Below are 13,089 nucleotides of genomic sequence, written 5' to 3'. Positions count from 1 at the left end.
GCCCCATGACCTCCCCTACTGAAAAGCCCGTCAAGAAAGTCGTCCTCGCCTATTCGGGCGGCCTCGACACCTCGATCATCCTAAAGTGGCTTCAGACCGAATATAATGACTAGGTGGTGACCTTCACCGCCGATCTCGGTCAGGGCGAGGAGCTGGAGCCCGCGCGCAAGAAGGCCGAGCTGCTGGGCATCAAGCCGGAAAACATCTATATCGAAGACCTGCGCGAAGAGTTCGTGCGCGATTTCGTCTTCCCGATGTTCCGCGCCAACACCGTCTATGAAGGCCAGTACCTGCTCGGCACCTCGATCGCGCGTCCGCTGATCGCCAAGAAGCAGATAGAAATCGCCCGCAAGGTCGGTGCCGATGCCGTCTGCCACGGCGCGACGGGCAAGGGTAACGATCAGGTGCGTTTCGAGCTGGGCTATTATGGCCTTGAGCCCGATATCCGCGTCATCGCCCCGTGGCGTGAGTGGGACTTTGCGTCGCGTGAATCCCTGCTGGCCTTTGCCGAACAGCATCAGATCCCCATCGCCAAGGATAAGCGCGGCGACGCGCCCTTCTCGGTCGATGCCAACCTGCTGCACTCCTCGTCCGAGGGTAAGGTGCTGGAAGACCCGGCGGTTGAAGCCCCTGAGTTCGTCTATCAGCGCACCATCTCGCCGGAAGCGGCACCGGACAAGGCCGAAGTCTTCACCATCGACTTTGAAAAGGGCGATCCGGTCGCCATCAATGGTGAAGCCCTGTCGCCGGCGGCGCTGCTGACCAAGCTGAACCAGTTGGGCCACGACAATGGCGTCGGTCGTCTGGACCTCGTCGAAAACCGCTTCGTCGGCATGAAGTCGCGCGGCGTCTATGAGACCCCAGGCGGCACTATCCTGCTGGCGGCGCACCGCGGTATCGAGTCGATCACGCTGGACCGCGGGGCCATGCACCTGAAGGACGAGCTGATGCCGAAATACGCCTCGCTGGTCTATAACGGCTTCTGGTTCTCGCCGGAGCGCGAGATGCTTCAGGCCGCCATCGACTATTCGCAGGCCAAGGTCACCGGCCGCGTGACGGTGAAGCTGTATAAGGGCAATGTCTCGGTCATCGGCCGCGAAAGCCCCTATAGCCTCTATGATCAGGACCTCGTGACCTTCGAAGAAGGCAAGGTCGCATATGATCACCGCGACGCAGCGGGCTTTATCAAGCTCAATGCCCTGCGCCTGCGTGTCGCGGCCAAGCGCGACGCCCGCGACGCCAAGTAAGGCTTTTAAGTAACGGGGTCTGGGGCCTACGGCCCCAGAGTCTTTTCAAGCAATAAAAAACCCTGCTTTCGCTAAGCAGGGTTTTTTATTGCTCAAAGGTTCGTGGGGTCGCGGACCCCACACCCCTTAACTGGAGTCGTTCCACCGCTAACGCCATGAGCTGCTTCGAGAGTGGTGCCAGCGGCAGATTCGGTGTCGCAAGCGGATCAATCCATTGTATTTCCGCGATTTCCGCCGCCGCACAGACGGGTTTGTCTGTTTCGATCCAAAAGGCCTGCGAGTCCACGGTAAAGCCGTTTTCATGGACCGCCGGAGCCGTGAAATGACCCAGATAGACAGCTTCGTCTTCCGTGATCTCCAGCCCGATTTCTTCAAGCAATTCGCGGCGCAAGGCCTCCATGGCCGTTTCGCCGGCGTCTATCTTGCCGCCGGGCTGAATGAAGGTCGCTGAGCCGTGCTTGCGCACGACCAGCGCCTGCTTACGCTGCGGATCGACCACAACCGCTGTGGCGAGGTGAATGACGTTTTTCATCGTGCTCTTTTCGTTATGTCTGGGGCCGCTCCCGGCGTTCATGCCAGACCCGCAGAATTTCAACATCGTCGCCAACGGTTCGATACACGATGATATAGGGCCAGCCGACCACAGACCATTCCCTGTATCGGCCATCGGCGTGCAGCCGGCCGATACGAGGACGACTGCCGATCCGTTCAAAGGCACCTGTCAGAGCGATTTGCAGATGTCTGGCCGCTTGGGGATTGCGTGCATGGATATAGGAAAAAGCCTGCCCGATATCCGCCAAAGCGTCAGGAAGAACGATCAGCGGCATATTTGAAAACATCGGGTTCAGGCGGTAAGGCGTTCGGGTCGTTCACCAGCGCTTCCATCCAGGTTTGCACGTTTGCCGCCGACACGAAAACCCCCTTGTCGGCTTCGACCAGGGCCGCTTCAATGGCTGTGTGATAGGCCCGACGATCCTCGACATAGGCTTCGACCGCTTCCTTGATAATGAAGGCGCGCGAGCGTTTGCTGTCTGCGGCGATGCGGTCCACCTCAGCGCGCAGGTCGTCAGGCAGGCGAATGGAGAAGGTATCAGCCATGATAACACCTCGTATTGCGAGTGAACACATCGTATCGCAAACTGACACTTCCAGCGATAAAAAACCGCCGAAGCGCTGAGACTTCGGCGGTTTCGGAAGAGAAGGTTTGAGTGGTCCTTACGCGTCCACCTCGGCATCGAGCGCATTGTCCTGAATGAACTCGCGGCGCGGTTCGACCAGATCGCCCATCAGCTTGACGAACAGGTCGTCGGCTTCGTCGGTCAGGTTGACTTTGACCTGAAGCAGGGTGCGGGCGTCCTTATCCAGCGTGGTTTCCCACAACTGATCCGGGTTCATCTCACCCAGACCCTTATAGCGCTGGATGCTCAGGCCCTTACGTCCGGCATCGAGAACGGCGGCCACGAGGTCCAGCGGGCCGCGGATGTCGGCGGCCTTGTCCTTGCGGCGGAAGGTCGAGACCTCAGTGAACAGGTCACCCAGTTCCAGAGTCCGCTCATTGAGGCGGCGGGCGTCCTGCGAATGGATCAGGCCGTCATCCAGAACGATCTTTTCCGACACGCCGCGACGCACGCGGGTAAAGACATAGCCGCCGTGGCTGGTCGTATTGGCTTCGACGCTCCAGTCGCCGTCGCCATCCTCTTTAAGGCGATCGAGACGCTTGGCGACCAGCGCCAGATCGGGTTTGTCCCCGAACAGGCCACCCAGAGCCGCCTGTTCGATGGCGAAGGCCGGGGCGCGGCTGGCCAGACGATCCACACTGCCCTTGAAGGTCTTGGCGATACGCACCTGAGCCTCAAGGTCCTGAGCGGTGATACGCTCACCGTTGCGCAGTTCCAGCACCGCCTCAGATGTACCTTCCTCGATCAGGAAGGCGTCCATTTCGGTATTGTCCTTCAGGTAGCGCGACGACTTGCCCTTGGCGACCTTATACAGCGGCGGCTGGGCGATATAGAGGTAGCCGTTTTCGATGATCTGCGGCATCTGACGGTAGAAGAAGGTCAAAAGCAGGGTGCGGATGTGCGCGCCGTCCACGTCAGCATCGGTCATGATGATGATCTTGTGGTAGCGGAGCTTCTCGATATTGAAATCGTCGCGCCCGATGCCGGTGCCGAGCGCCGTGATCAGCGTGCCGATCATTTCCGACGACAGCATCTTGTCAAAACGCGCGCGTTCGACATTCAGAATCTTACCGCGCAGGGGCAGGATGGCCTGATTTTCGCGGTTGCGGCCCTGCTTGGCCGAGCCGCCGGCCGAGTCACCCTCGACGATAAACAGTTCGGACTTGGCCGGGTCGCGTTCCTGACAGTCGGCCAGCTTGCCCGGCAGCGAGTTGATGTCGAGCGCCGACTTGCGGCGGGTCAGTTCGCGGGCCTTGCGCGCCGCTTCACGGGCGGCCGCCGCTTCGATGATCTTGGAGACAATCTGTTTGGCTTCGACCGGATTTTCCTCAAACCACTGCGACAGCTTCTCAAAAACGATGCCTTCGACGGCGGGACGCACTTCGGAGGAGACCAGCTTGTCCTTGGTCTGCGACGAGAATTTGGGGTCCGGCACCTTGACCGACAGCACGCAGGTCAGGCCTTCACGGGCGTCTTCGCCCGATACTGACACCTTTTCCTTCTTGGCGAGGCCGGAGGATTCCATATAGGCTGACATCACCCGCGTCAGCGCGCCACGGAAGGCCGCCAGGTGGGTGCCGCCGTCGCGCTGCGGGATGTTGTTGGTGAAGCACAGCATCGTCTCGTGATAGCTGTCGTTCCATTGCAGAGCCAGATCGACCTCGACTTTGTCACGCAGGCCGCGCGCGTCGATCGGTTCTTTGATGATTGGCGATTTCGACTTGTCCAGATGCTTGACGAATTCGACGATGCCGCCTTCGTAATGCAGGATGATGTCGTAGGGCTCGGCCTCACGCAGATCGGCAAAGCGGATATGGACGCCGGAATTGAGGAAGGCCAGCTCACGCAGGCGGTGTTCCAGCGTCTTACGGTCGAAATCAATGAAGGTGAAGGTGCCTGTGTCCGGGCCGGTCTTCAGCGACGGCAGGAAGGTGACGATGGTGCCAGTCAACGGGTTGCCGTTTTCGCGCAGGGGCGCGTCGCCGGTGACCTCGACCGAGCGCACGGTTTCGCCCAGTTCAAAGCGCGCCTCGTGCGTCTTGCCATTACGGAAGATTTTCAGCTCAACGTAATCGGACAGCGCGTTGACGACCGACACGCCGACGCCGTGCAGACCGCCGGAAACCTTGTAGCTGTTCTGATCGAATTTACCGCCGGCATGGAGCTGCGTCATGATGACTTCGGCCGCCGACACGCCTTCTTCGGCGTGGATATCGACCGGCATCCCGCGCCCGTCGTCGGACACCGAACAGGACCCATCAGCATTGAGGATCACTTCGACGCGCGTGGCGTGACCAGCCAGCGCTTCGTCGATGGCGTTATCGACGACTTCATAGACCATGTGGTGCAGGCCCGACCCGTCATCCGTGTCGCCGATATACATGCCGGGGCGCTTACGCACCGCATCCAGCCCTTTGAGAACCTTGATCGAATCCGCGCCATAGGCGTTTTCGACGATTTCCGGATGCTCTTCGTTTTCGGCCATGCCTAGTCCCTAAATTCTACCCAATGGCCCCCTTCGACACGAACCCCAAGCGCACGCCCGGACAATCCGTCGAAGAGGCTTTCGTCCGTGCCTGTAAACAGGGTTTGCAGGCCCAGACGATCGGTTTCATCAAACAGCGCCGCCCGGCGAATCGGGTCGAGGTGGGCTGCGACTTCGTCAAGTAACACTACAGGATTCGGTGCGCTTTTGACACGCGAAAGTCTCGACCCCTGCGCCAAAATCAGGTTCAGAACGAGGGCTTTTTGCTCCCCTGTGGAACAGTCCGCCGCCGGACGGTCCTTTTCGCGGTGAAAGACGCTGAGATCGGTGCGATGGGGGCCAAAAAGCGAGCGCCCCGCCGCCGAATCACGGGCGCGGGCGCGGGCAAATCCCTCACGCAAAGCCCTATTCAGGGCATCGGGTTCACGGGCATCCGACGCTTCGTTGATCAGCCCCAGATCGGCCTTGGGGAAGGCGCTTTCGTGCGCTTCGATCTCAGCCTGAAGATCGCTTAAGGCGGCGCGGCGGGCGACAATCATTTCGCTTCCGGCCTCGGCCAGCCGTTCCTCCAGTGCATCAAGCCATACGGCGTCAGCCGGCCCCTGCACCAGCAGCTTCAGGCGCTCCCGCAAGGCTTTTTCATAGGCGCTGACCGTCGTGGCGTGTGAAGGCGTGGCGGCGAAGACCAGCCGGTCGAAAAAACGCAGACGTTCGGCGCGCGCCTCAAGGAAGATACGGTCCTGTGCCGGGGTCAGCCAGACCAGGCGAATATGATCGAGCAGGCGGCCTGCCGGGACGGTCTGCTGATCGATGCGCACCAGACGTTTTTCAAGGCTGCGCGGGTCGGACCCCGTTCCGATGCGGATATCGTCCTCGGTGCTTTTTAGCTCGACCGACACGCCCCAGGCGCGCCCCCTGGCCTCCTGAGGCAGGCGGCGGCCCAGATCGCTGACGGCGGCCCCGCGCAGCCCCCGACCGGGGTTGAGGACGCTGATCGCTTCGAGGAAGTTGGTTTTACCCGCCCCATTAGGCCCGAACAGATACAGCGACCGCCCGGCCAGATCGACATCAAGCCGGTCATAGCCGCGAAAATCGGTCAGGCTCAGGGCGTGAATTCGGGTTTTCATGCGCTTAGCCTTGCGGGCTCGCGGCTGCACGCAAATCCTTGATCAGGGCGAACAGATGCAGAGGGTCGGAAGGCGACGGGATGAAATCGTGGCGCTGGTAAAAGGCCCGCGCCCTATCGTCCTTGGCGTGGACGATCAGGGCGCGAATACCCGCAATATCGGCGGCCTGAAGCGTGCGGCGAATGGCGTCTTTCAGCAGACCGCTACCCAAGTGTTGGTTTTGCCAGGAGCGACTGACCGCCAGACGCGCCAAAAGCATGACAGGGACAGGATGTTGCGCGAGCCCTTTTTTAAGTCTTTCCGGGGCGTCGGCGTAATAGACCTCACCGACTACCAGCGAGTAAAATCCGATGACCTCATCCCCGCGCAACCCGACATAGGTTACGGCGGAATTGGCGGTCTGATTGACAAGAGCAAAACGCGCCAGAAAGCGGTTCAATGCCACCTCGCCGCAGTCGAAGTCCTCGACGGCGTGTCGCTTGGTCAGTTTTTCAATCCGGAAAGCGGTCACTATCAGGAGCGCTCGAACGGGCTCTGGGATTCGAACAGGCGACGGATCGCCGGCAGATCACGCGGGTCGGCGTCCAGAGCGTTGCTGAAAGCCTCCCATGTCTCGGCGGTAAGGGCGAAGGCGCGTCTTTCGGCCAGAGTTTCCTCGGCCTTGGCCAGAGCGCTTTCCAGAACAAATTCACTGACCGAGCGATGCGCCGCCTGTGCCGCCGCCTGCAAATAGGACTTGGCCTGCGGCGTGATGCGCAGATCGAGCTTCTGATTACGGGGGGGCGTAGCGGGCATATCAGTCTCCTGCCCGATATTTAGCATATACGTCGGACGTTGTCATGACAAAAGGCCGCGAAACTATGTTCACGGCCTTTTGCGGTACTCTTAGCGTCGGATTATACCCGCAGCGGCATCAGCACGTACTGGACGCCCTGATCGGCGGTATCGAGCACCAGGGTCGGAGACGCCGCATCATTGAGGCGCAGTTCCACCTGCTCACCGGCGATCTGCCCCATCACATCGAGGATGTAGCGGGCGTTGAAGCCGATTTCGAGCGCGTCGGAATCGTAGTCGATTTCCGCTTCTTCGACGGCCTGACCGGCTTCGATATTGCGCACGGTGAGCGTCAGACGGCCCGGTTCAATGGCCATCTTCACCGAGCGGCTCTTTTCCGCCGAGATGGTCGAAACGCGATCCACGGCGCGTGACAGGATGCCCGTGTCAATACGCATCAGCTTGTCATTGTTCTTCGGGATGACGCGGCCATAGTCCGGGAAGGAACCGTCGATGATTTTCGACGTCAGGGCGGCGGTGCCGAAGTTGAAGCGGATCTTGGCAGGCGAAACGGTCAGTTCGACATAGCCCGTGCCATCGTCCAGAAGGCGGCGGGCCTGATCAATCGTCTTGCGCGGGATGATGACCCCGGCGCTACCCATCGCACCATCGGGCGCCGGCATTTCGGCGAGGGCCAGACGGTGACCGTCGGTGGCCACGGCGCGCAGGTAGCCCGAACCGTCCTCGGTCAGGGTGTGCAGGAACAGGCCGTTGAGATAGTAGCGCGTCTCTTCGGTGGAGACGGCAAAGCGCGTCTTGTCGATCAGGCGCTTCAAGTCTTCTTTCAGAACTGCATAGGTCGTACCGTCGTGATCACCCGACATGACCGGGAAGTCTCCGGCGGGCAGGACGGGCAGGGCGAAGCGCGACCGCCCAGCCTGAACCGAAAGGCGCGGATCGTCGCCGGCCTGATAGCGCAGTTCAACATCGGCCCCATCGGGCAGCTTGCGTACGATTTCGTACAGGGTATGGGCGGGCGCAGTGATCTGACCCGGCACGGCGACAATGGCTTCGGCCGAATCAACGATCTCCATGTCGAGGTCGGTGGCCGAAAAGGACACCTGAGAACCTTCGGCCGACAGGAGCACGTTCGACAGTATGGGGATGGTGTTGCGGCGTTCCACCACGTTCTGCACGTGGCCCAGTGCCTTCAGGAGTGCGCCACGTTCAATGATTAGCTGCATCTTGGCATCCCAAAATTATTGGCCAAAATTATTGACCAGCCTTTGCGGCTGTACAGGTATAGAGCAAAAGGCCGGGGCAGATGCCCCGGCGCTTCGCAAGACCTTAAATGTTTATTAAGCGGCGTCAACCGGTTAAACCGGCAAATCAGCCACGCAGCTTACGGGTCAGGGCTTCGACGTCCTTAGCGATCTGTTCGTCGCTTTGCAGCAGCTCCTCGACCTTCTTCACGGCGTGCAAAACCGTGGTGTGGTCACGTCCACCGAAACGGCGGCCGATATCCGGATAGGAACGCGTCGTGTGCTGCTTGCACAGCCACATCGCCACCTGACGCGGGCGGGCGACCGAGCGCGTCCGGCGCTCCGACAGAAGATCCGCCTGCTTCAGGGCGAAGTGATCCGCCGTCAGCTTCTGGATTTCATCGACCGTCACGCGGCGCTCCGCCGATACCTTCAGGTTGGGTTGCAGCAAGGCCATAGCTTCGTCCAAAGTCAAACTCCCCAGACGCGCACCGGCCGAAGCGGCCAGGGTATTAACGGCCCCTTCCAGCTCTCGGATAGAACCCGGTACGCGATCTGCTAAAAATTGCAGTACATCATGTTGCGGCTTCTGGGCGACGCCCAGACGCTTAGCGAGTTGATCGAGCTTGCGCTCGATAATGCCCATTCTCAGGCTTTGATCGGCGACATCCAGAGCGCAGACCAGTCCGGAGGACAGGTGCGATCTGAGACGCGCTTCGATTTCGTTGAGGTGTGACGGCGGACGGTCCGCCGTGAACACCACGCGCTTATTGTTTTCCAACAGCGCGGTCAAGGTGTGAAACAGCTCTTCCTGCGACGAGGTCTTGCCGCCGATAAAGTGCACATCGTCGATCAGAAGCAGATCGGCGCTGCGCAGCTCATCCTTAAAGGCCGCAGTCGAGCGGTCCTGAAGCGATTTCACAAAGGTCGAGGTGAACTTTTCCGCGGTCAGATAGACGACTTTTGCGTCCTGACGGCGGGCCTTCGCTTCCCAGGCGATGGCGTTCAGAAGGTGCGTTTTCCCATAGCCGTAAGGGCCGTGGAAGAAGACCGGGTTAAAGTGTCCATCCGCCCAGGTGGCGACCTGACGCGACATGGTGTAGGCGAATTCATTGCCACGACCCGGCACAAAGGTCTCAAACGTAAGGCGTTCCTGAAGCCCGGCCACGCGGGCCGCCGCGTCGTGAAAATTGACCACGGGGGCCATGGAGGGGGCCACCGGCGCGCTGTCCACGCGGGTCACCGGTGTCATGGGGGCAGCCTTCGACTGATCATCGAATTCAGCGCGCGACTTCAGCTCAAGGGAGCGATGGTCCGGATCGTGCTGCGCCCACAGCTCATTGGCGCGGCGCAGAGCATTGCGGGCAAACCAGTCGCGGGCATACAGCGTCGGCGTCACCAGCACCGGGTCGCCCAGCGGGTTCTGTCGCAGCGCCGACGGCGCGACGTAGGAGTTGTACGGCCCCTCACCCAATTCATGACGAAGCGCGGATGCGACTTTAGTCCATACCATTTCAGGCTGGATCGGCGACCAGTTGTTTACGCCTGGCATGTTATCAAAGCCCCGATCATTTTTCCCCAACTCTTACGCTATGCGGCGACGGCTTCAGACAGGCTGACACAGGCTCTGAGAGAGCCCCTGACACCCGAAGAGGGAGAGCCGCCTCCGGTTACAAAAACCCTTGGCGTTCACACCTTAACCAGTGTCAGGCTGTGTCCACCCCCGATCTGATCCGCGTTCCGGCAAAACCTAAGTCGTTGGTTTTGTGAAATTTTGGCAACAGACTCTCGTTTGGTGCAAGGCATTGCCCTGCACCACCGTTTCATCCGTATTGGGATGGAAAGGCGAGATGGGTTCACCTTAGCTTTCCCGGCGGTCAGGTCAACGAGGATATTTGCTGACCAGCGCTGATATTTCTGTTGACTCTGATAACGTCTTCCCCGGTAAGGAGAAATTTACAAACTGTTAAGACGTTGTCATTTTGACGCAGGGGTTAAAAAACTTTTACGCGCAAAAAGACGCTTCACCACAGAGTGGTAAAGACATCAGGTCATTGAAAAGTTTAGGAAAACCAAAGTGCGGACGCTCAGCAAGATTGTCCGGACGCATCACAGTCCCAAAGACAACAAACATCAGCGCACGGAGCGGATCGCTCAGTGCCTGATGCTTGTCATAGTCAGGAAAAGGAAATTAGGCGGCCAGCTTCTTGAGAGCGGCGGCCAGACGCGACACCTTGCGGGCGCCGGTATTCTTGTGCACCACGCCCTTCGACACGGCGCGCATCAGTTCGGATTGCGCTTCGATGAAGGCGGTCTTGGCAACGGCGGCATCGCCAGCGGCCAGAGCTTCTTCGAACTTGCGCACGTAGGTACGGACGCGCGAACGGCGCGCCTTGTTGACTTCGGTACGGCGGGCGATCTTGCGGATCGCTTTCTTGGCGCCGGGATTATTTGCCATTCATCACCTCAGGGGACGATAAGTTAAGGGAGCCGCGGCGCCAGCCTTCTAAAGGGGGCCGCGACACGAATTTCAAGGGGGCGGGATATAACCGAAGGGCGCAGGCAGGTCAACGCTTTCGGGGCAAGAATCATCCACAGAACGACTCTTTTTTCGCCTCATCCGATCTCCTTAACCTTTCTGACACGCCGGACAGTAAAAAGTCGAGCGTCCAGAATGGGTTTTGCGGGCAATGGTGCCCCCGCAACCGGGCCGCAGGCAGGGCTCATCCTCGCGATCATAGACGCGGAAGCGGTGCTGGAAATAGCCCAGTTCGCCGGAAGCTGAGGCGAAATCGCTGATCGAGGAGCCGCCGGCCGCCACGGCCTCTTCCAGCACCTCCCGCACGGCCAGGGTCAGCTCAGCCGCCTTGGCGTGGCTTAGCCGCTCACCGGGCAGGTCGGGCGACAGGGCGGCCCGCCACAGGGCCTCACAGACATAGATATTGCCCAACCCTGAAATCAGCGTCTGATCCATCAGCAGGCTTTTCAGCGGTGTGCGGCGGGTGCTGAACAAGGCGTGCAAGGCATCGGCATTCAGCGCGTCGGACAGGGGTTCGAGACCCAGCCCCTTGTACCAGCCCTGCGCGTAAAGTTCGTCAGGGCGCAGCAACAGCATGAAGCCGAAGCGGCGCGGATCGTAAAAATCGATCAGGCGCGTCACACCGGCCTTGGTCGCCAGCACCTGAACGTGCAGGTGTTTGGGATCAGGCCGCACCGCGTGGTAATAGTTCCCATCAAGCGCAAGGCTTTGCCCGTCAATATCGGTGACCTGAAACCGTCCGGTCATGCCGAGGTGGGTTACCCAAACGGCTTGCGTATCGAGGTGAAACAGCAGGTACTTGGCGCGACGCTCCAGCCGCAGGATTTCAGCGCCCTCCAGTTGCTCGGCAAAGCGCTCCGGGAAGGCATAGCGCAGATTGGGCCGATGCAGACGCAGGCCGCTCAGCCGCGCGTGCTCTAGCGCAGGCATCAGGCCGCGTCGGACGGTTTCGACTTCGGGCAGTTCGGGCATAGACGATCCGGTATGAAAATGTACCTGCCTATGTAGATTATTTTAGCCACGAAAAACACGAAAAGAGGCACTGAGCCGTTTGTTTTTTCAGCACACGGATGTTCTCGTTTCGTGGCCAAAGCCCTGGCGGGTTTAGAGCATTTGTCGGCTCAGTTGAGCCGCCGAGCAGCTCTAAATTTTTTGGTTTAACGCGCTTTTTTATCCGAAAAGTGCGTCACACTTTTCGGAAAGCACTCTAAGCGGCGCAGATGACCGAGCGGCGTTCACGCAGGCGCGGGTCGTCGCTGAGGTCGGCGTGCCAGAGCGACGGGTTGAGCGCGATCGGGTCTTCGATGGCAAAAGCGTGCCAGGCGAGGTCCGGGCGCGGACGATCTGAGGCGGCGATGACCGCGCGCAGTTCGGCGGCCGAGGTGACGCCGACGATGACTGAGGACACACCCTTGAGGTTCAGGGCGTAGCTGAGGGCCGCGTGCAGGGGGTCGGTCGCGGTTTCCAGCAGGTGGCGGCGGATGCGCGACAGTTGGGGCCCCAGCGGTTGCAGATTGGCAGGCAGGGCTTCGCGCGGCGTGAACAGCAGGCCTTGCAGGAACACCGAGCGCACCTGCACCTCGATGCCCATGCCGGCCAGCGCTTCTAGAGCGCCTTCGCGCACCAGCCGCTGATCGAGGATCGAGGTGGGCACCTGAATGAGATCGGGCTTGAAGCGCTTGGCCAGGGCCACGGGTGAATCTTCGTAACGCGCCGAAATGCCGATGCGGGAAAACAGGCCGTCGGCCTTCAGCTTTTCCATACGCGCCCACAGGGCATCGCCTTGCGGGCCCATCAGGTCGGACGCATCGTCGATCATACCGACGCCAACGCGGGCCAAGCCCATATGCTCGACCGAACGCTTCAGGCGCGATTCTACCCAGTCGAGGCCTCTTTCGGCGCGGACGCTGCGGATTTGCGGCTTGAACGGTGAAGGGAAGGGCCAGCAACGGCCGAGTATGCGTTCGACATCGCCTTCATAGGGGGCGACGTCGATGGCCTTCAGGCCGCACTGGGCCGCGTATTGCAGGATCTGACGGACCTCGTCTTCGGACACGCGGCCGCGCAGGTTCGAGATGCCGTAGTCGCATCCGAATTGCGCCGATCCGAGGCCCAGAGCCGCTTTCATTGATCCTTACCCAAACCTTAATGATTCCAACAGGCTATGACCTGTGACATCCGGGATTCTGCGGTCAAAGGTTAAACAACCTCTGAACGTCGGCGGGTATTTATGACAAATTTGCAGGAAAAAGCGGTCTTCCACAGCTGAAAACCATAGGGTAAAAGCAAAAGGGTTAACGGTATTTGAAAACCGTTAACCCTTGAGCGTTTTCTGGCATTATTTCGTAAGCGTCAGGTGTTTAGAGCGGAATGATTTCAAATGGAATCATTCCGCTCAAGCCGCCATTGAGGCGGCGGCCAAGGTGGCAAAGCCACCGCCCGGCGAGGGGCGAAACAAAAATCTAGATCATTATGTT

Annotated in this window: 12 protein-coding genes and 1 pseudogene; 1 reads left to right on the top strand and 12 read right to left on the bottom strand. The window is 60.0% G+C overall.

The genetic code is table 11. The features are described 5' to 3' along the window. The first annotated feature begins 5 nt into the window (after positions 1-5). Positions 6-1,247 (top strand): annotated as a pseudogene (locus Q0072_RS09315) (argininosuccinate synthase). Between the two features lie 85 nt (positions 1,248-1,332). Here the strand turns inward: Q0072_RS09315 and Q0072_RS09310 are convergent. From Q0072_RS09310 to Q0072_RS09255, 12 genes are all read right to left on the bottom strand, one after another. Further along, a complete protein-coding gene (locus Q0072_RS09310; RefSeq protein WP_298328879.1) occupies positions 1,333-1,779 on the bottom strand; it encodes an NUDIX domain-containing protein in 447 nt (148 codons plus the stop codon). A 13-nt stretch (positions 1,780-1,792) separates the two neighbouring features. Continuing rightward, positions 1,793-2,074 carry a type II toxin-antitoxin system RelE/ParE family toxin gene (locus Q0072_RS09305; protein WP_298328877.1) on the bottom strand — a complete coding sequence of 94 codons (282 nt, stop codon included), beginning with the start codon at positions 2,072-2,074 and terminating at the stop codon, positions 1,793-1,795. After that, positions 2,052-2,345, bottom strand: a complete 294-nt coding sequence (locus Q0072_RS09300; protein WP_298328875.1) for a ribbon-helix-helix protein, CopG family — start codon at positions 2,343-2,345, stop codon at positions 2,052-2,054. The genes Q0072_RS09305 and Q0072_RS09300 overlap by 23 nt, the downstream gene beginning before the upstream one ends. 117 nt (positions 2,346-2,462) lie before the next feature. Beyond that, positions 2,463-4,910: a DNA topoisomerase (ATP-hydrolyzing) subunit B gene (gene gyrB, locus Q0072_RS09295; protein ID WP_298328873.1), complete on the bottom strand. Its 2,448-nt coding sequence runs from the start codon at positions 4,908-4,910 to the stop codon at positions 2,463-2,465. Between the two features lie 2 nt (positions 4,911-4,912). Beyond that, positions 4,913-6,037 (bottom strand): DNA replication/repair protein RecF, encoded by a 1,125-nt coding sequence (gene recF, locus Q0072_RS09290; RefSeq protein ID WP_298328871.1) that lies wholly within the window; start codon positions 6,035-6,037, stop codon positions 4,913-4,915. Positions 6,038-6,041: 4 nt separating this feature from the next. Continuing rightward, positions 6,042-6,548: a GNAT family N-acetyltransferase gene (locus tag Q0072_RS09285; RefSeq protein WP_298328869.1), complete on the bottom strand. Its 507-nt coding sequence runs from the start codon at positions 6,546-6,548 to the stop codon at positions 6,042-6,044. Positions 6,549-6,550: 2 nt separating this feature from the next. Continuing rightward, positions 6,551-6,832 (bottom strand): DUF1778 domain-containing protein, encoded by a 282-nt coding sequence (locus tag Q0072_RS09280; protein WP_298328867.1) that lies wholly within the window; start codon positions 6,830-6,832, stop codon positions 6,551-6,553. 101 nt (positions 6,833-6,933) lie between these two features. Further along, on the bottom strand, positions 6,934-8,055 hold the full coding sequence (gene dnaN, locus Q0072_RS09275; protein ID WP_298328865.1) for a DNA polymerase III subunit beta: 1,122 nt from the start codon (positions 8,053-8,055) through the stop codon (positions 6,934-6,936). Positions 8,056-8,200: 145 nt separating this feature from the next. Continuing rightward, positions 8,201-9,625 (bottom strand): chromosomal replication initiator protein DnaA, encoded by a 1,425-nt coding sequence (dnaA, locus tag Q0072_RS09270; protein WP_298328864.1) that lies wholly within the window; start codon positions 9,623-9,625, stop codon positions 8,201-8,203. Positions 9,626-10,264: 639 nt separating this feature from the next. After that, positions 10,265-10,531, bottom strand: a complete 267-nt coding sequence (gene rpsT / locus Q0072_RS09265; protein ID WP_013479861.1) for a 30S ribosomal protein S20 — start codon at positions 10,529-10,531, stop codon at positions 10,265-10,267. A gap of 171 nt (positions 10,532-10,702) precedes the next feature. Next, positions 10,703-11,584, bottom strand: coding sequence for a bifunctional DNA-formamidopyrimidine glycosylase/DNA-(apurinic or apyrimidinic site) lyase (mutM, locus tag Q0072_RS09260; protein ID WP_298328860.1), 882 nt, complete (start codon positions 11,582-11,584; stop codon positions 10,703-10,705). 235 nt (positions 11,585-11,819) lie between these two features. Continuing rightward, positions 11,820-12,740: an aldo/keto reductase gene (locus Q0072_RS09255; RefSeq protein ID WP_298328857.1), complete on the bottom strand. Its 921-nt coding sequence runs from the start codon at positions 12,738-12,740 to the stop codon at positions 11,820-11,822. Positions 12,741-13,089: the final 349 nt, after the last annotated feature.

The organism is Asticcacaulis sp. (assembly GCF_027484505.1).
GTDB lineage: Bacteria > Pseudomonadota > Alphaproteobacteria > Caulobacterales > Caulobacteraceae > Asticcacaulis.
This window is presented reverse-complemented; position numbering and strand designations above follow the sequence as displayed.

Coding starts and splice junctions, on each gene's coding strand:
- Q0072_RS09280 (WP_298328867.1), bottom strand. CDS start 6,832: ATGCCCGCTACGCCCCCCCGTAATCAGAAGCTCGATCTGCGCATCACG.
- gyrB (WP_298328873.1), bottom strand. CDS start 4,910: ATGGCCGAAAACGAAGAGCATCCGGAAATCGTCGAAAACGCCTATGGC.
- Q0072_RS09305 (WP_298328877.1), bottom strand. CDS start 2,074: ATGCCGCTGATCGTTCTTCCTGACGCTTTGGCGGATATCGGGCAGGCT.
- rpsT (WP_013479861.1), bottom strand. CDS start 10,531: ATGGCAAATAATCCCGGCGCCAAGAAAGCGATCCGCAAGATCGCCCGC.
- mutM (WP_298328860.1), bottom strand. CDS start 11,584: ATGCCCGAACTGCCCGAAGTCGAAACCGTCCGACGCGGCCTGATGCCT.
- dnaN (WP_298328865.1), bottom strand. CDS start 8,055: ATGCAGCTAATCATTGAACGTGGCGCACTCCTGAAGGCACTGGGCCAC.
- Q0072_RS09310 (WP_298328879.1), bottom strand. CDS start 1,779: ATGAAAAACGTCATTCACCTCGCCACAGCGGTTGTGGTCGATCCGCAG.
- dnaA (WP_298328864.1), bottom strand. CDS start 9,625: ATGCCAGGCGTAAACAACTGGTCGCCGATCCAGCCTGAAATGGTATGG.
- Q0072_RS09255 (WP_298328857.1), bottom strand. CDS start 12,740: ATGAAAGCGGCTCTGGGCCTCGGATCGGCGCAATTCGGATGCGACTAC.
- Q0072_RS09300 (WP_298328875.1), bottom strand. CDS start 2,345: ATGGCTGATACCTTCTCCATTCGCCTGCCTGACGACCTGCGCGCTGAG.
- recF (WP_298328871.1), bottom strand. CDS start 6,037: ATGAAAACCCGAATTCACGCCCTGAGCCTGACCGATTTTCGCGGCTAT.